The 24,346-nt window shown below is 68.1% G+C and carries 16 protein-coding genes; 13 read left to right on the top strand and 3 right to left on the bottom strand.

Annotated features, from left to right (window positions below; translation table 11 throughout):
- Positions 1-120 precede the first annotated feature (120 nt).
- From ABS361_12150 to ABS361_12115, 8 genes are all read left to right on the top strand, one after another.
- Positions 121-1,743, top strand: coding sequence for a hypothetical protein (locus ABS361_12150; protein ID XBY42868.1), 1,623 nt, complete (start codon positions 121-123; stop codon positions 1,741-1,743).
- Positions 1,744-1,977: 234 nt separating this feature from the next.
- Positions 1,978-2,313: a c-type cytochrome biogenesis protein CcmI gene (gene ccmI / locus ABS361_12145; protein XBY42867.1), complete on the top strand. Its 336-nt coding sequence runs from the start codon at positions 1,978-1,980 to the stop codon at positions 2,311-2,313.
- A gap of 5 nt (positions 2,314-2,318) precedes the next feature.
- The gene (locus ABS361_12140) at positions 2,319-3,215 is read left to right on the top strand and encodes a c-type cytochrome biogenesis protein CcmI (protein ID XBY42866.1); all 897 of its coding nucleotides are present in this window, start codon (positions 2,319-2,321) and stop codon (positions 3,213-3,215) included.
- A 153-nt stretch (positions 3,216-3,368) separates the two neighbouring features.
- Positions 3,369-3,863, top strand: coding sequence for a cytochrome c maturation protein CcmE (gene ccmE / locus ABS361_12135; GenBank protein ID XBY42865.1), 495 nt, complete (start codon positions 3,369-3,371; stop codon positions 3,861-3,863).
- A gap of 10 nt (positions 3,864-3,873) precedes the next feature.
- Positions 3,874-5,853: a heme lyase CcmF/NrfE family subunit gene (locus ABS361_12130; protein ID XBY42864.1), complete on the top strand. Its 1,980-nt coding sequence runs from the start codon at positions 3,874-3,876 to the stop codon at positions 5,851-5,853.
- Between the two features lie 5 nt (positions 5,854-5,858).
- Positions 5,859-6,356 carry a cytochrome c-type biogenesis protein gene (locus ABS361_12125; GenBank protein ID XBY42863.1) on the top strand — a complete coding sequence of 166 codons (498 nt, stop codon included), beginning with the start codon at positions 5,859-5,861 and terminating at the stop codon, positions 6,354-6,356.
- 377 nt (positions 6,357-6,733) lie between these two features.
- Positions 6,734-8,407: a HAMP domain-containing methyl-accepting chemotaxis protein gene (locus tag ABS361_12120; GenBank protein XBY42862.1), complete on the top strand. Its 1,674-nt coding sequence runs from the start codon at positions 6,734-6,736 to the stop codon at positions 8,405-8,407.
- Positions 8,408-8,693: 286 nt separating this feature from the next.
- Positions 8,694-10,256 carry a Do family serine endopeptidase gene (locus ABS361_12115; protein ID XBY42861.1) on the top strand — a complete coding sequence of 521 codons (1,563 nt, stop codon included), beginning with the start codon at positions 8,694-8,696 and terminating at the stop codon, positions 10,254-10,256.
- Positions 10,257-10,430: 174 nt separating this feature from the next.
- On the opposite strand, the gene ABS361_12110 is transcribed toward ABS361_12115, so the two are convergent.
- Positions 10,431-11,489, bottom strand: coding sequence for a purine nucleoside permease (locus tag ABS361_12110; GenBank protein XBY42860.1), 1,059 nt, complete (start codon positions 11,487-11,489; stop codon positions 10,431-10,433).
- A 183-nt stretch (positions 11,490-11,672) separates the two neighbouring features.
- On the opposite strand from ABS361_12110, the gene ABS361_12105 reads away from it, so the two are divergent.
- The 5 genes from ABS361_12105 (at position 11,673) to ABS361_12085 (ending at position 18,686) form a co-directional block, all read left to right on the top strand.
- On the top strand, positions 11,673-12,353 hold the full coding sequence (locus tag ABS361_12105; protein ID XBY42859.1) for a response regulator transcription factor: 681 nt from the start codon (positions 11,673-11,675) through the stop codon (positions 12,351-12,353).
- Positions 12,354-12,359: 6 nt separating this feature from the next.
- Positions 12,360-13,766 carry an ATP-binding protein gene (locus tag ABS361_12100; GenBank protein ID XBY42858.1) on the top strand — a complete coding sequence of 469 codons (1,407 nt, stop codon included), beginning with the start codon at positions 12,360-12,362 and terminating at the stop codon, positions 13,764-13,766.
- 107 nt (positions 13,767-13,873) lie between these two features.
- Positions 13,874-14,590, top strand: coding sequence for a carbonic anhydrase (locus ABS361_12095; GenBank protein XBY42857.1), 717 nt, complete (start codon positions 13,874-13,876; stop codon positions 14,588-14,590).
- Positions 14,591-14,772: 182 nt separating this feature from the next.
- The gene (locus ABS361_12090; GenBank protein XBY42856.1) at positions 14,773-17,748 is read left to right on the top strand and encodes a bifunctional [glutamine synthetase] adenylyltransferase/[glutamine synthetase]-adenylyl-L-tyrosine phosphorylase; all 2,976 of its coding nucleotides are present in this window, start codon (positions 14,773-14,775) and stop codon (positions 17,746-17,748) included.
- 299 nt (positions 17,749-18,047) lie between these two features.
- The gene (locus tag ABS361_12085; GenBank protein XBY42855.1) at positions 18,048-18,686 is read left to right on the top strand and encodes an EF-hand domain-containing protein; all 639 of its coding nucleotides are present in this window, start codon (positions 18,048-18,050) and stop codon (positions 18,684-18,686) included.
- A 117-nt stretch (positions 18,687-18,803) separates the two neighbouring features.
- Here ABS361_12085 and ABS361_12080 read toward each other — a convergent pair whose 3' ends face one another.
- Both ABS361_12080 and pepN read right to left on the bottom strand, forming a co-directional pair.
- A complete protein-coding gene (locus tag ABS361_12080) occupies positions 18,804-21,149 on the bottom strand; it encodes an ATP-binding protein (protein ID XBY42854.1) in 2,346 nt (781 codons plus the stop codon).
- Positions 21,150-21,428: 279 nt separating this feature from the next.
- Positions 21,429-24,077 (bottom strand): aminopeptidase N, encoded by a 2,649-nt coding sequence (gene pepN, locus ABS361_12075; GenBank protein XBY42853.1) that lies wholly within the window; start codon positions 24,075-24,077, stop codon positions 21,429-21,431.
- Between the last annotated feature and the right edge of the window lie 269 nt (positions 24,078-24,346).

The raw sequence follows: 24,346 nt of genomic DNA, 5'->3' as shown, positions 1-24,346 counted from the left end.
GGCCGCAGCCGTATCAAGCCCATGCGCCGTCAGGCTTCCGTTACGCGATGCTCATGAAATTTTAAAAGAATTTGAGTGATCCTCTTCGGGTTTCGCACACCGTCGTGCCCGGAGTTCGCGATGCCCCCGGAGGGCCTGGTATCCGAGAAGGTCAAAGCTTATCTGGCGTCGCTGTCGCCTCAGGCGCGCGCGATGCTGGTGCGCACGGCGCGCAGCTCGGTCGATCGCGGCGAAAACAGCATCCAGAACTCCGTCATTCTCGCGGCGGCCGATCAAGAGGCACAGCCGCAGGCCGCGACCGCACAGCCCCGGCCTCAACCACAGGAAGCGCCTGTTTCTCCGCCCGGCGCGACCGCGCCGCAGGCGCCGGTCTCGGCCACGCCTGCGCCTGCCTCGGTTCCGGGTTTCGGCGCCGCTCCGGGCCGCGCCGCCGCGCTCGCCGCGTCGCTGTCGACCGACCCGGGCCTGCGCCCGTTTGCCACCAAGACGCAGGCGGAGCAGCGCGACGCAGGCCGGCAGTCGCGCGCCTCCTGGGCGCAGCGGATCGAAGCGGCGTTCTTCGCGCCGCTCAGACCTTTCGTGATCGGCAACGAACTGTCGTTGAAGCAGCAGGGCCGCATCTACGAGCGACACCTCGGCGCGATCTGGACCTGGATCATCCGCGACGTCGCGCCGATCGACTACGAACAGGCGCTCGGTGCCGACCCCTATGACGTTGACGCCGATGCGGCGCCGATCGCGCGCAAGCTGCGCCGCGATGTCGCGTCGCGCATGCTCGAGCACCTGCGCCTGGTCGAGGACGATCAGAAGGCGCGGCAGAAGCTCGCCGCCCAGGTCGGCGGCGAAGCTGCCTTCCGCGACCTGCGCGACGTGCTCTACGTGTTCCAGCGCGAGTCCGCGTTCGCGAGCCTGCTCGGGCAATGGCCGGCGACGCTGACTGCCTATGACGTCACGGACCAGTCGCGCGTGGTCGACTCGATCGGTGTGGCGCTCGACGAGCTGCGCCTCGCGGTCCCGTTCGTCGGCGTTGCCATGTTGTCGCGGACAGCGAACGCGATCTTGCCGGTGCTCGCGGCCGTCAAGCTCGCCGGCTCGAGCGATCCGCGCGTGATCGCCGGCAGCCGCTATGCCGGTTTCGTCGAGGTGACGCTCTCGGAGATCGAGCGCGACGTCGCCGACGCCGAGACCGGCGTGCGCGATAGGCTCGGCCGCGGCAAGCTGTTCGGCGACCTGCGTGCCTATCACGAGACCATGCGCAACCTGCGCTTCGCGCTCGATATCGACAGCGTGCCGCATTGGCTGAAGCGGGCGGGAGCGAGCCGCACGCGGATCTCGGAGCTGGTCGCCCGCGAGATCGAGCAGGCGCCGGGCCTGGTGCGCCGGGCACTGCGGGTGGAATCGCTGGCCGGCGAATACGGTGCCCGCTTCGACACCGCAGCTTTCGAGGACGCGGAATTCGCGGTGCGTCTGCTCGTCGAGGCCCGGATCGCCGCCGACAGCCTCGCCGTCAACGATCTCGTCTCGCGCACGCGCAAGCAGGTCGAGCAGACGCTCGAGGTCGTGACCAACAAGCTGATGGCCGATCTCAAGGGCAATCAGGTGATCGACCGCCAGAGCCTGCTCGATGCGCTCGACGGCGCGGTCAAGCTCTCCGCGCTGGTGTTCGGCGACGACTACGCCTCGATCGTCCGCAAGGGCCGCGACAACATCGTCGCCCGCCCGTCGACCCGCCAAACCGGCTGAACGCGTCGCCCCCGCTCTGAACACCGGGCGCCTCTCCACCGTCAAAGTGCTTGATCACGATCAACACATGCGGTCCGCCGTCGCGATACGGCTTCTACCCATTGCCGAAGCGCGGTTGCGACGATACCTGAGAGGCGTCGGACACCGGGGCGCGTAGCCCTGAAGGCAGGACGGTCGCGCGCACCCGAGGGGCGGGGCGCGCCACGGCGGACGAGGGCGCGGGAAAGCATCGCGATGGAGATTTGGGTCGTGTTCGCGGCGATGACCGCGGCCGCTGCATTCGTGGTGCTGGCACCGCTCGCCCGCCGTTCGCGTGGGGACGCAGCCGAGACGGGTACCAAGACCGGTGCCAAGACGGGGGCAGGCGCCGCCGGCCACGACATCTCCGTCTACAAGGACCAGCTCGCCGAGGTGGATCGCGATCTCGAGCGTGGCGTCATTGCCGCGCCGGAGGCCGAAGCCGCGCGGACCGAGATCGCCCGCCGCCTGCTCAAGGCCGCACGCGAGGCGGAAGAGGCCCCCCGGCCGTTGATCGCGGGGCGACCCTGCGTCGTCGCGCGGCCGCGGTGATGGCCGTGGTGGTGTTGCCCGTCGTCGCGCTCGGGCTCTACGGCAGGCTCGGCCAGCCGGATATGCCCGATGCGCCGCTCGCGCCCCGCCAGGAGGCCAAGCTCGAGAGCCAGTCGATCGACCAGCTCGTCGCCAAGGTCGAGGCGCATCTGGCCAAGAATCCCGAGGACGGTCAGGGCTGGGATCTGATCGCGCCAGTCTATATGCGCATGGGCCGCGCGAGCGACGCCGCGCAGGCGTTCCGCAATGCGATCCGCATTGCCGGTTCGACGCCGAAGCGCGAGGTGCAGCTCGGCGAGGCGCTGATGAACCTCGCCGGCGGTGTCGTCACCGCCGAGGCGCGCGCGAGCTTCGAGAAGGCCAAGGCCGATGCCGGCGACGCCGGCGTGCTCGCCCGCATGTATCTGGCGCTGGCGCTGTCGCAGGACGGCAAGCTCGCCGAATCCGCCGCCGCCTGGAAGGCGCTGCTCGCGACCTCCAAGGGCGGCGAGCGCTGGCGGCCGATCGCGGAGAAGGAACTGGCCGCCGTCGAGGCCAAGCTCGGGGGCGCGCCCGCTCCGGCCAATGCGCCGGACGCCGCGGCTGGGCCGGCGCAGGGCGCGGCCGCGCCGCCGACCGCAACGCCCGGGCCGACGGCCGGTGACGTCGCGAGTGCGGCGGCCATGGCGCCTGCCGATCGCCAGAAGATGATCGAAGGCATGGTGCAGCGTCTCGCCGAGCGTCTCGACGCCTCGGGCGGTTCGGTCGAGGAGTGGACTCGGCTCATTCGCGCGCTGTCCGTGCTCGGTCGAACCGACGAGGCCAAGGCCGCGGCCGACAAGGCGCGCGCCGCCATGAAGAACGACGAGGCCGGGCGCGGCCGCATCGACGCGCTCGCCAAGGAACTCGGGATCGCGTCCTGACATCGGCGGATGTTGGCGCGATCACCGCAAAATGAAGTCCGGCCGGACCACGGCCGTGCCACCGATGGGACGAAACGGTCCGCACTCCCGTGATCCGGGAGGGGAGGGCCACCGGGCGCAGGTTCGCCCGCAGGATCGAGGACGGCGAGAGGCATGACCCGCAAGCAGAGACGTCTCACCCTGATCGGCATCGCGGGCCTCGTGATCGCGGTCGCGGCCGGCCTCGTCCTCTACGCGCTCAACGATCGGATCACCTTCTTCTCGTCGCCCTCGGACGTGGCGGCGCAGAAGACGCCGCCCGGCGGCCGCATCCGGCTCGGCGGGCTGGTGAAGGAAGGCAGTGTCGTCAAGAACGGCACGACCGTCCGCTTCGAGGTGACCGACATGGCCGCTTCGGTGCCGGTGACCTACACGGGCCTGCTGCCGGACCTGTTCCGTGAGGGGCAGGGCGTCGTCACCGAGGGCAAGATCGGCGCCGATGGCCTGTTCCATGCCGACAGCGTGCTCGCTAAGCACGATGAGAAATACATGCCGAAGGAAGTCGCCGACTCGCTCAAGCAGAGCGGCCACTGGAAGGAGGGCGAGGCCGGCGGCCCGCCCGCGCCGACGCAGCAGGCGCCTGCCGCGCCCAAGACCGTGACGAACTGAGGGACGGGCGATGATCGTCGAGATCGGACATTACGCGCTGGTGCTGGCCTTCGCCCTGTCGCTGATCCAGTCGGTGGTGCCGATCTGGGGTGCGGCGGCGCGCGACGACAGCCTGATGGGGACGGCCGTCCCGGCGGCGCTCGGACAGTTCGTCTTCGTCGCGATCTCCTTCGCGGCGCTGACGACGGCGCATGTGGTCTCCGATTTCTCGGTCGCTAACGTCTATCAGAACTCCCATTCGCTGAAGCCGCTGATCTACAAGATCTCCGGCGTGTGGGGGAACCACGAGGGCTCGATGCTCCTGTGGGTGCTGATCCTGGCGGTGTTCGGCGGTCTCGTCGCGCTGTTCGGCCGCAATCTGCCGCGCACGCTGCGCGCCAACGTGCTCGGCGTGCAGGCCTGGATCGCGGCGGCCTTCTACCTGTTCATCCTGACGACCTCGAACCCGTTCGCGCGCCTGTCGCCCGCGCCGATCGAGGGCCAGGATCTGAACCCGATCCTGCAGGACTTCGGTCTCGCGGTGCATCCGCCGCTGCTCTATCTCGGCTATGTCGGTTTCTCGATCTCGTTCTCCTTCGCCGTCGCCGCGCTGATCGAAGGCCGTATCGACGCGGCCTGGGCGCGTTGGGTCCGGCCCTGGACGCTCGCCGCCTGGGTCGCGCTGACGCTCGGCATCGCGATGGGCTCTTACTGGGCCTATTACGAGCTCGGCTGGGGCGGCTGGTGGTTCTGGGATCCGGTCGAGAACGCGAGCTTCATGCCCTGGCTCGCCGGCACCGCGCTCCTGCATTCCGCGATCGTGATGGAGAAGCGCAACGCGCTGAAGATCTGGACCGTGCTGCTCGCGATCCTGACCTTCTCGCTGTCGCTGCTCGGCACCTTCCTGGTCCGCTCCGGTGTGCTGACCTCGGTGCACGCCTTCGCGACCGATCCGGCGCGCGGCGTGTTCATTCTGGCGATCCTCTGTCTGTTCATCGGCGGTTCGCTGTCGCTGTTCGCCTGGCGGGCCTCGTCACTGACGCAGGGCGGCCTGTTCGCCCCGATCAGCCGCGAGGGCGCGCTGGTCTTCAACAACCTCTTCCTGACCGCGGCAGCCGCCGCCGTACTGACCGGCACGCTCTACCCGCTGGTGCTCGAATCCGTGACCGGCGAGAAGATCTCGGTCGGCGCGCCGTTCTTCGACCTGACCTTCGGCCCGCTGATCGTGCCGGTGCTGATCGCGCTGCCGTTCGGCCCGCTGCTCGCCTGGAAGCGCGGCGACCTGCTCGGTGCCGCCGAGCGGCTCGCCGCGGCGCTGGCGCTGGCGCTCGTCGCCACCGTGGTGTCCTGGTGGCTGACCCGCGGTGGGCCTGTCATCGCCGATGTCGGCATCGGGCTGTCGATCTGGATCATCGCCGGCGCGCTTCTCGAAGTGGCGCAGCGCATCAAGCTGTTCGCCGGTCCTACGACTGCCTGGAACCGCGCCAAGGGCTTGCCGCTGTCGGCCTGGGGCACGATGCTCGCCCATGTCGGCGTCGGCGTCACGCTGTTCGGCATCGTCGCCGAGAGCGCGTGGAAGCTTGAGCGCGTGCTCGTCATGAAGCTGAACGACACGGTTCAGGTTGCCGACTTCGATCTGACCTTCCTCGGCACCGTGCCGCGCCAGGGGCCGAACTTCCAGGAGCAGGCGGCGCAGTTCAGCGTCCGGCGAGGCGGGGTCATCGTCGCACGCATGGAGCCGGCCAAGCGCTTCTATCCGGCCCGCCAGATGCCGACGACCGAGTCGTCCATCGAGACCTTCGGCTTCTCGCAGCTCTACCTCTCGCTTGGCGAGGCCCAAGCCGATGGCGGCGTGGCGATGCGGATCTATTGGAAACCGCAGGTCACGCTGATCTGGCTCGGCTGTCTGGTCATGGCGCTCGGCGGCACCGCCTCGCTCGCCGACCGGCGCCTGCGCATCGGTGCACCGAAGCCGGCGCGGGTGGCCGCGGCCGCGGTTCCGGCGGAGTGACGGGCATGGCCATCCGCTCCAACCCGCTCCGTCGAACCGCCGGACTGGTCCTCGCCGTCGCGCTCGGCTTCGCGTCGGTCGCGCCCGCTCTGGCGGTGCGCCCCGACGAGATCCTGCCCGACGCCGCCATGGAGAAGCGCGCCCGCGAGATCTCGGCGGAGCTGCGCTGCATGGTCTGCCAGAACCAGTCGATCGACGACTCCGATGCGCCGCTCGCCCGCGATCTGCGCATCCTGGTCCGCGATCGGCTGAAGAGCGGCGATACCGACGAACAGGTGAAGGACTTTCTCGTCGATCGCTATGGCCAGTTCGTGCTGTTGAAGCCGCGCTTCGAATGGGAAACGGCGATCCTCTGGATCGGTCCCTTCGCGGTTCTGGCGCTCGGGGCGGTGGGCGTTTTCGCCGCCGCTCGCCGCCGCCGGGCCGCGCCGGCCGGCGAGGCGGTCGCGCTGAGTGCCGAGGAGAAGGCGAAGCTGGATCGCATCCTCGCCGACGAGGCCTGACGCCGTCTGTTGTCGTGGAACGAGACTGTCTTCAGGCGGGCCGGTCGCGATCGCGACTGGCCCGCCCTCATTGCAGGGAGTGACGTCCGACAGCTCCGCAACGGACGCCCGGCGGAAGAAACGTCGCCCCAGCTTCTTAATTGTCCCGGGCAGGAGGTCAGTCGATCCGGATGTCCGGTAAATGAATGAAATATCAGTTTTTTCTCTGTTAGAATTGTCAGGATTTAAAGCCAATTTAACTCCGCTGTTCCAGGCTGCTTACCAAAATGGAGCGTCTTTGGGCGATCGGAGCGATCTTGAAGGTCTGCGGCGTCCAAGCAATGACGAGAGTGGATGCACGCGTCGCCGGCGCATCTTTTCGTTGTCGGAGGCAAACGATGAGCCGACTACTGTCCGTGTCCGGCCGTCTCTACGGTGGCTTCGCCGCTATCCTGATCATTTTTGCGGTCACGATCGGACTCGGCAAGTTCTTCAACGATCGGAGTGACAAGCTCGCCACCGAAGCGTTGCGCGGCAACGCGCTGATCGTCAAGTTGAAGGACAGTCTCCTGAGCGTGCGGCAGGGTCGGGTGTTCGTTTGGGCTTATGCGGCGACCGGCGACGTCGGCAATATCGCTTCCCGCGATGCCGCCTTCGCTCAGTTCGACAAGGACTATCAGGCTGCGCTCGGCGTGGTGCGTCGGCCGGAGATCCGTCAGTTGGTCGATGCCTTTCGCGAAACGGTCGACGCCTTTCGCCGCGAAGGCACCAAGGTCAACGACATGAAGCGGCAAGGGGTCGCGCCGACCGCTCCGGAATATGTCGCCGCGTTGAACGGTCTCGATGCCGCGGCCAAGGCCTACGCGGCCGCCAATGATGCGGTCGCCGCCGCCGCGGCGAAGAATGCAAGCGTCGCCGCGGATGCGGCGAGCGAGGCCTCGTCGCTGGCGGACACGGTGATCACCGTTGGTGGTCTGCTGAGCATCGCGCTCGGGGCCCTGATCGCCTGGCGGATCGCGCGCAGCGTCGTCGGCCCGGTTCATGCGCTGACCGGTACGATGGGCGTACTCGCCACCGGAGACCTGTCGGTCCAGGTGCCTGGCGTCGAGCGCAAGGATGAGATCGGCGAGATGGCCAAGGCGGTCGAGAGTTTCCGCCGCTCGCTGCTCGCCGCGGAGGATCTGCGGGCCGAGCAGGAACGCGCCAAGGCTGCCGAGGCGGCGTCCACCGCCAGACGTGCCCGCTTGGCCACGGCCTTCGTCGAGCGTATGCGCCAGCTGTCGGGCTCGTTCGCGCAGGCCTCCGGCGAGGTCTCCGGCTCGGCCCGGAGCCTTTCGATGACGGCGGAGGAGGCGGCGCAGCAGTCCCAGGCCGTTTCGGCTGCGGCCGAGCAGGCCTCCGCGAACGTCCAGACCGTCGCCGCCTCGGCCGAGGAGATGGCGACCTCCGTGCGCGAGATCACCGGCCAGGTGAATCAGGCGGCCCGCGTCGCAGACGAGGCCTTCCAGGAGGCCGAAGCCTCGAATGCCCGCATCGCGGATCTGTCGACGGCCGCCGCTTCGATCGGTGATGTCGTCAACCTGATCAAGGGCATCGCCGACCAGACGAACCTGCTCGCGCTCAACGCGACCATCGAGGCGGCGCGCGCCGGCGAAGCCGGCAAGGGCTTCGCAGTGGTCGCCTCGGAGGTAAAGCAGCTCGCCACCCAGACGAGCCGCGCGACCGAGGACATTGCAGCCAAGGTCTCCGAGATCCAGCTCTCCACGGACGGCACCGTGCGCTCGATGGACGCGATCGTTCGCGTGATCTCGAACATGAAGACGATCGCGGCCGCAATCAGCGCCGCGGTCGAGGAACAGGGCGCCGCAACGGTCGAGATCGCGCGCAACTGTCAGCAGGCGGCGACCGGCGCGAGCCAGGTCACCAACAATATCGGCAGCGTCAGCCAGGCGGCCGAGATGACCGGAGCCGCCTCGACGCAGCTCACCGCGCTGTCCGGCGGGCTCTCGACCCAGGCCGAAGAACTGAAGGTCGCGGTCGAGACCTTCGTCCGCGATCTCGACGCGGCCTGATCCCTTCGAACAGGCTGCATTGCCGACCAAGAACCGCCGCCCGGGCCTGATCCGGGCGGCGGTTTTTTGTTTCGAGCGAACCGACGCTGGCCGCGCGGATCACGCGGCAGCCGCCTGCTACCTTACGAAGTTTTAATCCCCGCGCCATGGGACCGTAAGGCGCCGGGCGTCATTGATAGGACCCAAGGACGGCGGTCGCGGACAAAAGTCTTCCTCCCCCACCCGACGCGACCGGGACCGCCGTCCAGACCCTTTCACGCTCCGAAGAATGCGGGAGTTCAAAAACATGGCACAGATCGATCCCGTCTCCCCGGCCAAGGCTGCCGCCGCCAAGCGGCGCAAGGCGCTGCTCGCGGGTTTCGTGACGCTCGGCCTCGTCGGCAGCTTCGCGGCCGAGGCGCTGGTCGCGCATGTCGCGCCGGCCAACGCGCAGACGACGGCGCCGGCCGTCGGCCCGAACATCGCGAACTTCTCCTTCGCCGGCATCGTCGACAAGGTCCGCCCGGCGGTGGTCTCGATCCGCGTCAAGGCCGAGGCGCAGGCGTCCGGCGAGTCCATGATGGACGCTTTCCCGGATGTGCCTGAGGGCAGCCCGCTCGAGAAGTTCTTCCGTGAGTTCGGCGCCCCGAACGGCCCCGGCGGCCCGGGCATGCGCGGCATGCGCCCGCCCCGTGGCGGCGGCGCCGCGCCGGTCATGTCGCAGGGCTCCGGCTTCATCATCTCGCCGGACGGCAAGGTCGTGACCAACTTCCACGTCGTGAAGGGCGCGACCGAGGTCACCGTCCTGATGGACGACGGCAACGAGTACAAGGCCAAGGTGCTTGGCTCGGACGAGAAGACCGACATCGCACTGGTGCAGATCCAGGGCGACAAGAAGGACTTCCCCACGGTTCCGTTCTCGAACGGCGACATCAAGGTCGGCGACTGGGTGCTGGCGGTCGGCAATCCGTTCGGCCTCGGCGGCTCGGTCACGGCCGGCATTCTCTCGGCCCGCGGCCGCGAGATCGGCGCCGGTCCCTATGACGACTTCCTGCAGATCGACGCGCCGATCAACCGCGGCAACTCGGGCGGCCCGACCTTCAACCTCGCCGGCGAGGTGGTCGGCGTGAACACCGCGATCTACTCGCCTTCGGGCGGCTCGGTCGGCATCGGCTTCGCGATCCCGTCGGACACGGTCCAGAAGGTGATCGCCCAGCTCGAGAAGAACGGCACGGTGGTGCGCGGCTGGCTCGGCGTGCAGATCCAGCCGGTGAACCGCGACGTCGCCGACAGCCTCGGCCTCAAGGAGGCGCGCGGTGCGCTGGTCGCTGAAGCGCAAGCCGACAGCCCGGCGCTGAAGGCCGGCCTCAAGAACGGTGACGCGATCCTCGCGGTCGAGGGCAAGCCGATCAAGGGACCGCGCGAGCTCGCCCGCACAATCGCGGGTTACGAGCCCGGCTCGACGGTGAAGATCACCATCGTCCGCGCCGGCCGGGAACAGGTCGTGCCGGTCGCGCTCGGCAAGATGCCGGGTGAGATGAAGCAGGCGAAAGCCGGCGGCGCCGAGCAGGAGGAAAAGCACCAGACCTCGCTCGCCGACCTCGGCATGTACGTCGCTCCCGCCAGCGACGTCGGTGAAGGCGATCGCGGCGTGGTCGTCGTCCGCATCGATCCGCGCGGCGCTGCGGCGAGCCGCGGCATCCAGCAGGGCGACGTGATCCTCGAGGCGCAGGGCAAGCAGGTCTCGACCGCGAGCGACGTGACCTCGGCGATCCGCGAAGCGAAGTCGGAAGGCCGCAAGGCCGTCCTGCTCCGCGTCAAGAGCGGCGAGACCTCGCGTTACGTGCCGCTGCCGCTGGCCGCATCGTAAGGCCGGTTCGAACACGGATCTCGGCCGGGCATCCCCGCTTGGCCAGGGTTCGGCCCCGGGTGAGACGACCTCACCCCCGCCCCCCTTCGAGAGGCGGCTCATTCGGGGTCTGAACGGGCGGCGAACCGGCAGAACCGGTTCGCCGCTCCTTTTTTGTCCGATCGACGCAAGCGGCTACTGTGCCGGAACGCCGTCCTTCCACGCGTCCCAATGCTGAACGATATGATCGACCACGCGCGATCCGACCCGCTCGATATTCTGGACGGTTTCCGCGAAGCCGCCGGCGGTCTCGCCGGGCTTCGGGTCGAGATGCTGCAGCGTGGTTTCGTTCGGGTTGCCCTGGTCGAAATTGACCGCGCCGCGCAGCGCCAGCACGCGATCGGTCCCGTGCGTGCGCTTGATCACCAGTGCGATCGCCGCGCCTTCCATTTCCGTGATGCGATAGTCGTCGGCGCCGTAGAGCTTGGCGATGTACTGGGCTTCCTTCGACAGGCCGGGCCCATGGAAGAACGTGTCGCCGCTCATGTGCGTGCCGGTCGCGACAGCGGGCGCGCGCCGCGCGGCCTCGTCTGGATAGCGTTGCCGGTAGCGCTGCGCGGTCTCGGAATCGGCGAGCGGGGTATCGGCGCTGAGCTTCATTGCCCAATCGACGAGCAGCGGATTGAGCTTGAAGCGGCGGTAGTCCTCGTAGCCCTTGCGGGGCATGAAGGTCGGCGCGCCGGCCGTGTTCTCCTCCGGCGCCCAGCGATGGCCGAGGTCGTAGTCGAGCACCCACGTCGCCCAGATCACATCGGCGATCGTGCCGCGCTGCGGCGGCGTGCCGGCGACGCCCGAGAGGATGTAGTAGGCCTTGGAGAAGTCGAAGCGCGGATTGAGCAGGATCGCCTGCATCGACGCAGACGAATTGACCTTGCCCATGCCGAGCACGGCGCCGCAGACGCCGTCGTCGTTGCAGTAGACAGGCGCGATCGCACCCGTTACCTCGATCGGCTTGGCGTTCATCCAGTACCGTTCGTACCAGTGCTGGAACTCGCCGGCGCGATCGCCGGTGTTCTTGCCGATCTCGAACATCGCGCCGACGAACACCTTCACCGGGATCGGTGCCTCGGTGGCATGGGCGAGCGTCGGGACGAGCGCGAGCACGGCGGCGGCACAGACGGCGCGCGCCGTCTGATGAAGGCGGAAGGCTCGCGCGATCATCGTCGGGCGTTTCAATGCGGGGGAACGGGACATGACCCTCTCTTGATGCTCGGTTGTTGCGCCTCGACGGGAGCAATCGACATGCCACGGGCCCGCCCGCATTCGCGGCCCATGGGCGCGCTCGAAGGGGGCCGCCCGCGACAGCCGGACACAACACTATTGCCGGCCGGGACCGGCCGCGCTACCCACCGCCAACGGTTACGCTGAGGGACGTCGATGCGGATACTCATCGTCGAGGACGATCGTGAGGCGGCCGCCTATCTGGTCAAGGCGCTGAAGGAGGCCGGTCACGTCGCCGAACACGCCGACGACGGCGAGACAGGTGCCGCGCTCGCCTTCGATGGCGGCTACGACGTCGTCGTGCTCGATCGCATGCTGCCGAAGCGTGACGGCCTGTCGATCGTCGAGGAGATGCGCCGCAAGAGTGACGACACGCCGGTGCTGATCCTGTCCGCGCTCGGTCAGGTCGACGACCGTGTCAAAGGTCTGCGCGCCGGCGGCGACGACTATCTCGCCAAGCCCTATGCCTTCACCGAACTGCTCGCCCGCGTCGAGGCCCTCGCGCGTCGCCGCAAGCCCGGCGAGGTCGAGACCAGCTACCGCGTCGCCGATCTCGTGCTCGATCGGCTGGCGCATACCGTGACGCGCGGCGGCCAGGACGTGCCGCTGCAGCCGCGCGAGTTCCGGCTGCTCGAATACTTGATGAAGCACGCCGGCCAGGTCGTGACCCGCACGATGCTGCTCGAGAACGTCTGGGACTATCACTTCGATCCGCAGACCAACGTCATCGATGTGCATATGTCGCGGCTCAGGTCGAAGATCGATCGCGGCCAGGACCGACCGCTGCTGCACACGGTGCGCGGCGCCGGCTACATGATCCGCGATCGGGGCGAGTGAGCGCGCATGCGGCTCGCGCTCCCCAACATGGCCGGGCTCGGCCGCTTCTTCCGGACGACGGCGGTCAAGCTGTCGCTGACCTATCTGGTCGCCTTCACGATCTTCGTGCTGTTCCTGGTCGGCTACATCAGCCACGCCACCTCGAACCTCTTGACCGAGCAGCTCCGCGAGGCGGTCGACGCGGAGGTGCGCGGCCTGCGAAACCAGTACGACGTCGGCGGCATGCAGCGCGTCGCCTTCGCGATCGACAGCCTGAGCCGTCGTCCCGGCGCCGGTCTCTACGTGCTGGCGGATGCGAGCGGCAACCTGCTGGTCGGCAATGTCTCCGACATCCCGACCTGGGTGCTCGATGCCGCCAACGAGCAGCTTCGCCCGGTCGATTACACGCGGGCCGACGATGAAGGCGTGCGCACCCACCACGTTGCGCTGGTGCGCGTGTTCACGCTCGACAACGGCTTTCGGGTGCTGGTCGGCCGCGACGTCGGCGAGCGCGAGCGCTTCCGCGGCATCATCCGGCAGGCGTTCCGCGCCATCATTATCGTGATGATCCTGCTCGGCGGCATCACCTGGTGGTTCGTGTCCCGTCGGGTGCTGAAGCGCATCGATCAGGTGACAGCGACGTCGCAGCGCATCGTCGCCGGCGACCTCTCCGGGCGTCTGCCGGTCGCGGGCACCGGCGACGAGTTCGACCGGCTCGCCGAGAGCCTGAACGGCATGCTGACGCGGATCGACGAACTGATGCGCGGCCTCAAGGAGGTCTCCGACAACATCGCCCATGATCTGAAGACACCGCTGACGCGCATGCGAAACCGTGTCGAGGGCGCGCTGGCCGGGGCCTCGGACGTCGACGCCTATCGCGGTGCGCTGGAGCGGACGATCGACGAGTGCGACGGGCTGATCAAGACCTTCGACGCGCTTCTGACCATCGCACGGGTCGAATCGGGCAATCGGCCGGTCACGATGGAGCGGCTCGACGCGGCCGGCATCGCCGCCGAGGTGGCCGAGCTCTATGAGCCGGTCGCCGAGGAGGAGGGCGTCGCGCTCAGCCTTCAGACCGAGCCGGCGGAGATCGTCGGCAGCCGCGAGCTCCTCGCCCAGGCGCTCGCCAATCTCGTCGACAACGCGTTGAAATACGGTCGCGCCGCCGATCGCCCGGCCGAGATCCGTCTCTCCGTCCGGCGAATCGGCACCGAAGTCGCGCTCTCGGTCGCCGACAACGGCCCCGGCATTCCCGCGGCCGACCGCGAGCGTGTGCTCGGTCGCTTCGTTCGGCTCGAGGCGAGCCGATCGGCGCCCGGATCCGGTCTCGGCCTCGCGCTGGTGGCCGCGATCGCCCATCAGTACGGCGCTCACCTACACCTCGACGATGCAGCGCCAGGTCTTATGGTTACGCTTTCCTTGCCATCGGCCTGAGATTTCTTCGTAAGCTCTTCGTCAGCTTTGACAGGCATTCGCACATGGATTTATCTCCTGTTACGGCCGCCGCGTCGTCGCGTGCGCCGGATGGGGGATCTATTTCCATGTGCATCGATTGCAACGCCGGACTGAACCGGCGCCGCTTCCTTTCGCTCGCCGGCTTCACCGCGGCTGCCGCCGCGACCGGCCTCTCCATGTCCCCGGCGCGCGCCGCCGCCGGCACGAGCCTCACGCCTGATCAGGCGCTCGAGAAGCTCAAGGCCGGCAATGCGCGCTACACCGCCGATGCGCAGGTCTGCGCGGCCGATCTGTCGGGCCAGCGCAAGAACGTCTCGGCCGGCCAGGCGCCGTGGGCGACGGTGCTCTCCTGCGCCGACAGCCGCGTACCGCCGGAGCTGCTGTTCGGCGGCCTCGGTCTCGGTGAGCTGTTCGTGTGCCGCAACGCCGGCAACATGATCGACACCGACGTCCTCGGCACGATGGAATACGGCGCCGAGCATCTCGGCTCGCCGCTGATCGTGGTCATGGGCCATCAGCGTTGCGGCGCGGTCGGCGCCGCCGTCGAGGTCGCGACCAAGAAGGTCAAGCTGCCTGGTTCGATCGGCCCGATGGTCGCCCCGATCGTGCCGTCGGTCGTCGCCGCCAAGAAGACGAACCCGACGGATCTCGTCGACGCCTCGGTCCGCGCCAACGCCAAGGCCAACGCCGCCAAGATCACCAAGGTCAGCAAGATCATCGACCACCTCGTCCACGAGGGTAAGGTCAAGATCGTGTCGGCCTACTACTCGCTCGAAACCGGCAAGGTCGAATTCATCGGCTGATCCGGCCTCGGCAACATCCTCGAGAGCCCGCCCGGCCGTGCGCCGGGCGGGCTTTTTGCGTTCTCAGGGCCGCGCAGGCTCGTCAAGGCGTGAACCGGCGGCTTTCCCGCTCTTGACCGCCGTCCCGCCGCGCCGTCATCTCGCGGTCCGAACGAGAGCGAACGGCGGCGGGAGAGAGCGTGATGGCGGTGGATCGGCTGAGCGGGAGCACGGCGACGGCCGCGCTGGTCGATCGACTGCAACGGACCATCACCCCGAAGGACCGCAAGGCCGCCCGTGCCGCCTTCGAGCGCGTCGCCGAGCGCGCGACCGGCGACGCGGCCGGGCCATGGAAGGCGCTCATCGACGGCGATGAGCGCGTGCGCCCGTTCCTCGAAGGCGTGTTCGGCTCCTCGCCCTATCTGACCAGCCTCGCGGCGGCCGATCCGCTGCGCGTCGTGCGCCTGCTCGGCGAGGATCCGGCCGCGACGCTGGACCGGCTGGTCGCCGCGCCCAAGACCTGGGCTCCCGACATCGACGAGCGCGACCTCATGCGCCGGCTGCGGCTTCTGAAGCAGGAGGCCGCGCTCGCCATCGCCTTCGCGGATATCGGCCGCGTCTGGACCACGCTCGACGTCACCGATGCGCTGACGAGGATCGGCGACGCGACGCTCGGCGCCGCTGTCGACTTCGCGCTGCGCGAGGCGGCCGGGCGCGGCAAGCTCGAACTCGCCGATCCGGCCGAGCCGTCGAAGGCGAGCGGCTACATCCTGCTCGCGATGGGCAAGTACGGCGCCCACGAGCTCAACTACTCCTCCGACATCGACCTGATCGTGCTGTTCGACCGCGACACCGCGCGGCTCGCCGATCCGGACGAGGCGACCGACCTGTTCGTGAAGATCACCAAGCGCATGGTGCGGATCATGAACGAGCGCACGGCGGAGGGTTACGTCTTCCGCGTCGACCTACGCCTGCGCCCCGATCCCGGCGCGACGCCGATCGCCATGTCGCTCGCCGCCGCGCTGCAATATTACGAGAGCATGGGCCAGAACTGGGAGCGCGCCGCGCTGATCAAGGCGCGACCCGCGGCCGGTGATCTCGAGGCCGGCTGGTCGTTCATCCGCGAGATCGCGCCCTTCATCTGGCGGAAGTACTTCGACTTCGCCGCGATCCAGGACGTCCACTCGATCAAGCGCCAGATCCATGCCCACAAGGGCCATGGCGAGATCGCCATCGACGGCCACAACGTCAAGCTCGGCCGCGGCGGCATCCGCGAGGTCGAATTCTTCGTCCAGACCCAGCAGCTGATCGCCGGTGGCCGCAACCCGGCGCTGCGCGGCCGCGCGACGCTGGCCATGCTCGACGAGCTGGTCGCGCATCACTGGATCGAGCCGCAGGTGCGCGACGACCTCGCCGAGGCCTATGTCTTCCTGCGCGACGTCGAACACCGCATCCAGATGGTCGCCGACGAGCAGACCCATGTGCTGCCCGACGACCACGACGGCGTCGAGCGCATCGGCCGCATGATGGGCTTCAAGAGCTACAAGGACTTCGCCGCCGCGCTGCGCCAGCGCTTCGAGACCGTGCAGTCGCATTACGCGCGCCTGTTCGAGAACGCGCCCGAGCTCTCCTCCGGTACCGGCAATCTGGTCTTCACCGGCGACGACGACGATCCTGACACGATCGAGACGCTGGTCCGGCTCGGCTTCAAGAACCCGTCCGCCGTGACCGCCGCGATCCGCGCCTGGCACTTCGGCCGCTATCCGGCGACCCGCTCGACGGTCGCGCGCGAGCGGCTGACCGAGCTGACGCCGATCCTGCTCGAGGCGCTCGCCGCGACCGACAATGCCGACGCCGCCTTCCTCGGCTTCGATCGGCTCGTGTCGCGGCTGCCGACCGGCATCCAGCTGTTCTCGATCCTCGCCACCAACCGGCCGATGCTGAACCTGATCGCGGCGATCCTCGGCGCCGCGCCGAAGCTCGCCGATACGATCTCGCGCCGGCCGCGCGTCATCGACGCGCTGCTCGATCCGGCGTTCTTCGATCATCTGCCGTCGGAGGCCGAACTCGACGCGCGGCTGAAGCTGTCGCTCGGCGAGGCGCGCGGCTACGAGGATCTGCTCGACCGCGCCCGTATCTTCGGCCAGGAGCAGATGGTGCTGATCGGCGTGCGCATCCTGACCGGCACGGTGTCGGTCGCGCAAGGTGGCCTCGCCTATGCGACGCTCGCCGGCGTGCTGGTGCGCAACATCCTCGCCGCGGTCGAGGCCGAGATCGCGCGCGTGCACGGCCGCATGCCGAGCGGCCGTGCGGTGGTCGTCGCCATGGGCAAGCTCGGCGGGCGCGAGATGACCGCTGCCTCCGATCTCGACCTGATGCTGCTCTACGACTTTGAAGACCCGGAAGAGATGTCCGACGGCGACAAGCCGCTGATGGGCGCGCAGTACTACGCAAGGCTGACCCAGCGCCTGATCGCCGCTCTGTCGGCGCCGACGGCGGAGGGCATCGTCTATTCGGTCGATTTCCGTCTGCGCCCCTCCGGCAACAAAGGCCCGGTCGCGACGCGGCTTTCGAGTTTTGAAGCCTACCAGACCACGGAGGCCTGGACCTGGGAACACATGGCGCTGACCCGCGCGCGCGTGATCGCCGGACCGGCCGATTTCGCCGCGCGGGTCGAGACGGCGATCCGCGATGTGCTGGTGCGCCCGCGCGACCGGGACAAGCTGCGCGCCGACGTTGTCGAGATGCGCCGCATGATCGAAGCCGAGAAGGGCACCAAGGATCCCTGGGACATCAAGCAGGTCGCGGGCGGTCTGGTCGACGTGGAGTTCATCGCCCAGTACCTGATGCTGCGCCACGGCGCCGAGGCCCCGGCGACCCTCTCCACCAATACCGCACAGGCGCTCAACCGCCTTGCCGATGCGGGGCTCCTCGATCGGGCCGATGCCGAGATCCTGCTGCCGGCGGTGCGGCTCTATCACGGCCTGACCCAGGCGCTGCGGCTCGCCTTCGATGGCGCCTTCGCGCCGAAGCAGGCGCCGCGCGGCCTGGTCGACCTGCTGATCCGCGTCGGTGAGATGCCGGATCTGAACCGTCTGGAAGCAGAGCTGCGCGAGACGGAACACGCGGTTCGCGCTGTCTTCGAGCGGGTCGTCGGGCGCGTGGGGCGCGCGCGCTGAATGGAGAATTGTTTCTGATGGAAATCGTCGTATATAAAATGAAACGGTCGAAGCGAATCTGTTGTTCAATCGTGTCTGAATTTGGATTTATTGTTGGCGACGCGCTGAGGGTATTTGCGTACGATCATGGATAATGAAGGTGGGTCGAATTTAAACTTGAACATTACCGGGATTTAATGTGCCGGCGATGCGCCGGTAAGGTTCCGGACGCTAGCTTGTCTCTCGAGGGGCGAGGCCCTGGCATCCGGCGCGGATCGGCATGCCGAGGCCCCAGAATTGCCGCCTCAGGGAGATTGTTCATGAATACTCGTATGAAGGCCGTCCTGCTCGCCGGCGTGCTCGCCGTCTCCGCGGGCGGTTATGCTGTCGCTCAGGAGGCCGCGCATTGGCGGCATGGCCCCGGACAGGGCCCGGGCCGCGGTCCGGAACAGGGCCCCGCGCGCATGGAGATGCGGATCGACCGGCTGTTCGATCGTCTCGACGCCAACCACGACGGCACCGTCACGGTCGACGAGGTGGTCGCCGCGGTCGATGCGCGGTTCGACAAGATCGATGCCAACCATGACGGTGTGATCGATCGCACCGAGCTCGAGAACTGGATCGGCCGCCGCGCCGGCCCGCAACGAGTCGATGCCGTCATGCGCCGGTTCGATCTGAACGGCGACGGCAAGATCACCAAGGCCGAGGCCGAGGCGCCGGCGAAGAAGCTGTTCGCGCTGTTCGACCGCAAGGACCAGGGCAAGGTCACCAAGGAGGACGTCCATCTGGCGCTGCCGAACGCCGGCATGCTGATGGGCTTCCTGGCGCCGCATCACCACCGCCATGGCCCGCACGGCGGTCCGGGCGGGATGCCGGGTGAGGGCGGTCCGGGCCGGATGCCCGGCGAGGGCGGTCCCGCCGATGCGCCCGGCGCCAACGGCGACCCGGCCAAGCTCTGACGCTCTCGAAACCGGCGTGACAGGTTCGCCCCCGTGCATGTCCGCCGTCGACGACCGCCCGCCGCTCGCCCCGCGGCGGGCGGCTCTTCTTGCAGAGGGAGTAAAAAATGGCGGGTGTCAGGCGACCTGACGTGAACGGTCCGCCGCCGTCTTCGGCAGCCGGACCGACACGATCGTGCCGACGCCGGGGGTCGAGAAGATCTTCATCGCCCCGCCATGCAACTCCACCAGCGATCGTGCGATGGCGAGGCCGAGGCCCGAGCCCTTGTGGGTCTTGGTGAACTGGTTCTCCACCTGCACGAAGGGCTGACCGAGGCTCGCGATGTGTTCCTTCGGGATGCCGATACCGGTGTCCTCGATCGAGATCGTCACGGCGTCCGAGACCGCCCGGGCGCGGATCGTCACCTTGCCGCCCGAGGGTGTGAACTTCACCGCGTTCGAGAGTAGGTTCAGCAGCACCTGCTTGATCGCGCGCCGGTCGCCCACGAACGAGAGCCGCGGCTCGACGTCGGCGTGGAAGGCGATGTGCTTCTCCTCGGCCTGCTGGCTGACCAGACGCGTCGTCTCGGTCAGGATCTCGTCGAGCTCGACCGGCTCGCTCGCCAGATCCAGGCGGCCGGATTCGATCTTCGACATGTCGAGGATGTCGTTGATCACGTTGAGCAGGAAGTTGCCGCTCGTATTGATGTCGCGCGCATACTCGATGTACTTCTCCGGCCCGAGCGCACCGATCACGCCGCGGCCCATGATGTCGGAGAAGCCGATGATCGCGTTGAGCGGCGTCCTGAGCTCGTGCGAGATATTGGCCAGGAAGTCCGACTTGATCTTGTTGGCTTCCTCTGCGCGCGATTTCTCTTCGGCATACTTCTCGGCCAGCTCGACGAGCTGCTGCGCCTGGATTTCCAGCTTCTGTCGCGAGGAGCGCAGGTCCATGACCGTGCCCATCAGCCGCTTCTCGCTCTCCAGGAGCTTTTCTTCATGGCGCTTCAGCTGCGTGATGTCGGTGCCGACCGATACGAAGCCGCCGTCCTTGGTGCGGCGCTCGTTGATCTGCAACCAGCGGCCGTCCTCGATCTGCGCCTCATAGGTGCGCGCGCCGGCGACCTCGCCGCCCTCGGCCGGGATCGGCGTCAGCACCAGCGGCTGGCGCGCCGATTTCATCAGGTCCTGATACGGCGCGCCGGAGACGGTGATCGCCTCCGGCAGCCCGTGCAGTTCGAGGTATTTCGAGTTGCACATGACGAGGCGGTTATCGGCGTCCCAGAGCACGAAGGCCTCCGAGATCGTCTCGATCGCGTCGCGCAGGCGCAGGTCCGCGGTCGCGGTCCGCTCGGCGAGGTGCTTGTGCTCGGTGATGTCGGCCGCGATGCCGACCAGATGCCGCGAGCCGGTCTCCGGCCGGTCGACCACCTCGGCGCGGACGCGGAACCACAGCCATTGCCCGTCGGCGCGGCGCATGCGGAAGGCGCGATCGAGCGTGACGATCTCGCCCTCGGCGAGCTGGTTGGCCAGCTGCACGAGGTCGACGTCGTCCTTGTGCATGAGCTCGGTCACCTGACCGAAGCCGATCAGCCCACCGTCGACGCCGAGGCCGAGCATCTCGAACATCGAGCTCGACCAGAAGAACTTGCCGCGCGCCAGATCCCAGTCCCAGAAGCCGCAGCGGCCGCGATTGAACGCCGTCTCGGCGCGCGCGGTGGTGTCGGCATAGAGCAGGTCGGCGGCGGCGGCGCGCGAGGCCTGTGCGAAATAGGCGTAAGTGAGCAGGAGCAGGATCACGGCGGTGAACACGAACATGCTGATGTTCGTGCGCATGTTCTTGCGCCACTCCGAGAAGATCGCCTTCTGGCGATGCACGACCGCGACCGAACCGAGCTTGCCTTCGAGGTGCTGCACCATGGCGTAGGCGAGCTGGCCGTCGGTGAGGCGGATCTCCATGACGCCGGCCCGCGCGCCGAAGGTCGTCAGCGGCTGCGCGAAGCCGAGCAGGTCCGTCAGCGGGCGGCCTTCCCATCCGGTCGGGTTCGGGGCGCCGGCGACAACCGTGCCGGTCGGGTCGGTGACCAGGATGATACGCCCCTCGGCCGGCGCGCGCGGCGGGATCGCCTCGGCGAGGACGCCGCGCAGCGCCGCCTCGTAGCCGACCTCCGGGAGCTTGGTATCGGCCCGCGACAGCGTCGCGGCGACAGCGGCGGCGATTAGCGCGGTCTCGTCGCGGGCGTTGTCGTCGAGCGTCTGGTACTCCTCCAGGATCCCGACGGCGCGGGTCAACGCCAGGATCGCGATGAAGGTGATGATCAGGACCGGGATCGACCGGCGCAGGATCGGCTCGGCATTGACGAAGCGGCGATAGGCGGGGCTCGACAGGAGGCGCACGTGTCCCGGCAGGCCCGGCAGGCGCAGGGCGTTGCGGAGACGGGCGCGAATCAGCATCGCGGCATGGGCAGCCATTGCCCGCGCCATGGGAGGCCTCGTGTCTTCGGGAGGGAAAAGGAGTCCGAAGGGGGAACGATACACACGCCTTCGAATCACTGTTTCATTTGAATCGGAACGCCCCGACTTGTCTAGAGTCGGGGCGTGGACTTCTCACCGGAGATGAATCCAAGCGGAATCGGCGGCGTGTGAGCGTCTATTCTGCAACGCCCCCTGACCGAAGTGTCGGCTTCCGCTCCGGTATGCTGCGACGAGCTCCAGAAACGCTCGCGATGTCCGTAAGTCTCCGGACGGTAAAAAACTAATATTCTAGCCCAGTGATCGATTGGCGATGTCGGCGACGTCGCGTGAGAGTCCGGGCTTGTCGAGCACGCGCTTCAGCTCCGCTTCGGCATAGGCGCGTCGGCGCGGTTCGAGCGCCCGCCACGACCGGAACGCCGAAAGCAGACGGGCCGCGACCTGCGGGTTGATCTCGTCGAGCGTCAGGACATGGTCGGCGACGAAAGCGTAGCCGGCGCCGTCCGGCCGGTTGAACTGCGTCTGGTTGCCGGTCGCGAAGGCGGTGACCAGCGAGCGGAACCGGTTCGGGTTGGTGAGCGAGAAGGCAGGATGTTCGGTCAGCGCGCGGACGCGGTCGAGCGTCGCGGCGAGCGGCGCGGTCGCCTGCACGGTGAACCACTTGTCGATGACGAGCCCGTCGCCGTCGAAGCGGCTGTAGAAATCGATCAGCGCCGCTTCCGCTTCCGGCAGGCCGAGGCCGACGACGAGGCCGAGCGCGGCAAGCCGGTCGGTCATGTTGTCGGCGGTCCGGTAGCGTTCCATGACGGAATCGGTCTCGCCGGCATGGGCGAGATAGTCGAGCGCGCTGTTGCGCAGCGCACGACGGCCGGCCGAGGCTGCATCCGGGCTGTAGGCCTCGGCCGAGGCGAGGCTCTCGTAAAGGTGGCGGAACGCGGTGCGGCCGCCGGTGGCGATTGCCTTCTTCAGCGCATCGCGACCGGCGAAGATCGCGTCGGGATCGACATCCGAGCCGATCTCGCGCGCGATGTCGGCCTCGGCGGGAAGGGCGAGCGTCAGTGCGCGGAAGGCCGGATCGACTTTGTCGTCGACCGCGACGCGCGCGAAGGCGTCGACCAGCTTCGGGTCGATGCTCGGCACTGCGCCGGCGCGCACCGCCCGCGTCGCCTCGATCAGCGCCGTGGTCGCCAGTGTCTGCGCCGCCTGCCAGCGGTTGAACGGGTCGTTGTCCGAGGCGAGCAGGAACAGGCTCGCCTCGGCCGAGAGCTCGAGTGCCAGCCGCACCGGCGCGGAGAAGCCGCGCAGGAGCGACGGCACCGGCGGCGCGGAGACGCCCTCGAACACGACCTCGTGCTTCGGCTCGGTCACGACGATGACGTCGCCCGCGACCTCGGCGCCGGACACGGCCTCGAAGGCGAGATCGGCGCCGTTCGGCCCGACCAGGCCGAAGCGCACGGGGATGGTCATCGGCAGCTTGGTCGGCTGGCCGGGTGTGGGCGGACAGCTCTGTTCGATGGTCAGCGTGTAGCGCTTGGCGCTTGCGTCATAGCCTTGCGCGACGCGCAGTTCCGGTGTGCCGGACTGCTTGTACCAGAGCATGAACTGCGACAGATCCCGGCCGCTCGCCTCGGCGAAACAGGCGACGAAGTCCTCGATCGTCGCCGCATCGCCGTCGTGGCGGGCGAAATAGAGATCCATGCCGGCCCGGAACGTCTCGGCGCCGAGCAGGGTCTTCAGCATGCGCACGACCTCCGAGCCCTTCTCGTAGACCGTCGCCGTGTAGAAGTTGTTGATCTCGTGGTAGGTTTCCGGTCGGACCGGGTGGGCGAGGGGACCGGCGTCCTCCGGGAACTGGTGGCTCTTCAAGAGCCGGACGTCGGAGATGCGCTTGACCGGCCGCGAGCGCTGGTCGGACGAGAACTCCTGATCGCGGAACACGGTCAGGCCTTCCTTGAGGCAGAGCTGGAACCAGTCGCGGCATGTGATGCGGTTGCCGGTCCAGTTGTGGAAGTACTCGTGCGCGATCACGCCCTCGATGTTGGCGTAGTCCTGGTCGGTCGCGGTATCCGGCTTGGCCAGCACGTACTTGTCGTTGAAGACGTTGAGGCCCTTGTTCTCCATCGCGCCCATGTTGAAGTCGCTGACGGCGACGATCATGAAAATGTCGAGGTCGTACTCGCGGCCGAAGGCCTCCTCGTCCCACTTCATCGAGCGCTTCAGCGAATCCATCGCATAGGCGCCGCGGTCCTCGCGGCCGTGCTCGACATAGATCTCGAGCGTCACGTCGCGACCGGACATGGTCCGGAACGTATCGGAGATGCGCGCGAAATCGCCGCCGACGAGCGCGAACAGATAGGCCGGCTTCGGGAACGGGTCGTGCCAGACCGCGAAGTGGCGATCGGTGCCGGCGATATCGCCGCGCTCGATGAGATTGCCGTTCGAGAGCAGGTAGGGCGCCTCGGCCTTCCTCGCCTCGATGCGGGTCGTATAGACGGCAAGCACGTCGGGGCGATCGTAGAAATAGGTGATGCGCCGGAAGCCTTCGGCCTCGCACTGCGTGCAGTAGTTCGAGGCAGTCCGATAGAGGCCCATCAGCTTGGTGTTCTTGGCCGGCGCGATGCGCGTGCCGACCTCGAGTGTGAAGGCGCCGGCCGGCGGGGCGAAGATCTCCAGCCGCTTATCGGTCGCTTCATAGTCCGCGGTGCCGAGCGCGCGGCCGTCGATCGCGACCGAGGTCAGGATCAGTTCGTCGCCGTCGAGCACCAGCGGGGTGCCGGGTGCCGTGCCTTCGCGCGGCTCGATCCGCGAGCGCGCCGTGACCGTCGTGTTCTCCGGATCGAGCCGCACGTCGAGGTCGATGGTGCGGATCGCATAGGGCGTCGGACGGTAGTCCTTGAGCCGCACGGGGTCGGTCCGGTTGGTCTGGGCGCTCGCTTCCATGGGATCCTCTTCAGGTCGCGCGCATCCCGCGCGCGGCCCTCTCACGGCTGCCGGTCGGTGTCGACCGTGTCTCCTTATAGACATAGGGCGCGTCGAACCGATCCGGTCGTTTTAGGCGCGCGCTGCGGCTTCGCCAAGCCGGAATGCTGAAGATGGCCCGCCGGTTCACCGATCAGGCGATCCGCCGGTTGCCATCGCGATCCCTCACTCGAACGCCCCGCCCGATTGACAAGCGTCCGCCGGTCGGGCCCGATGATAAAAACGAACGT

This window comes from Ancalomicrobiaceae bacterium S20 (assembly GCA_040269895.1).
Lineage (GTDB): Bacteria > Pseudomonadota > Alphaproteobacteria > Rhizobiales > Ancalomicrobiaceae > Methyloraptor > Methyloraptor flagellatus.
The sequence above is the reverse complement of the archived record's forward strand: the minus strand, read 5'-3'. Positions and strand labels throughout refer to the sequence as shown.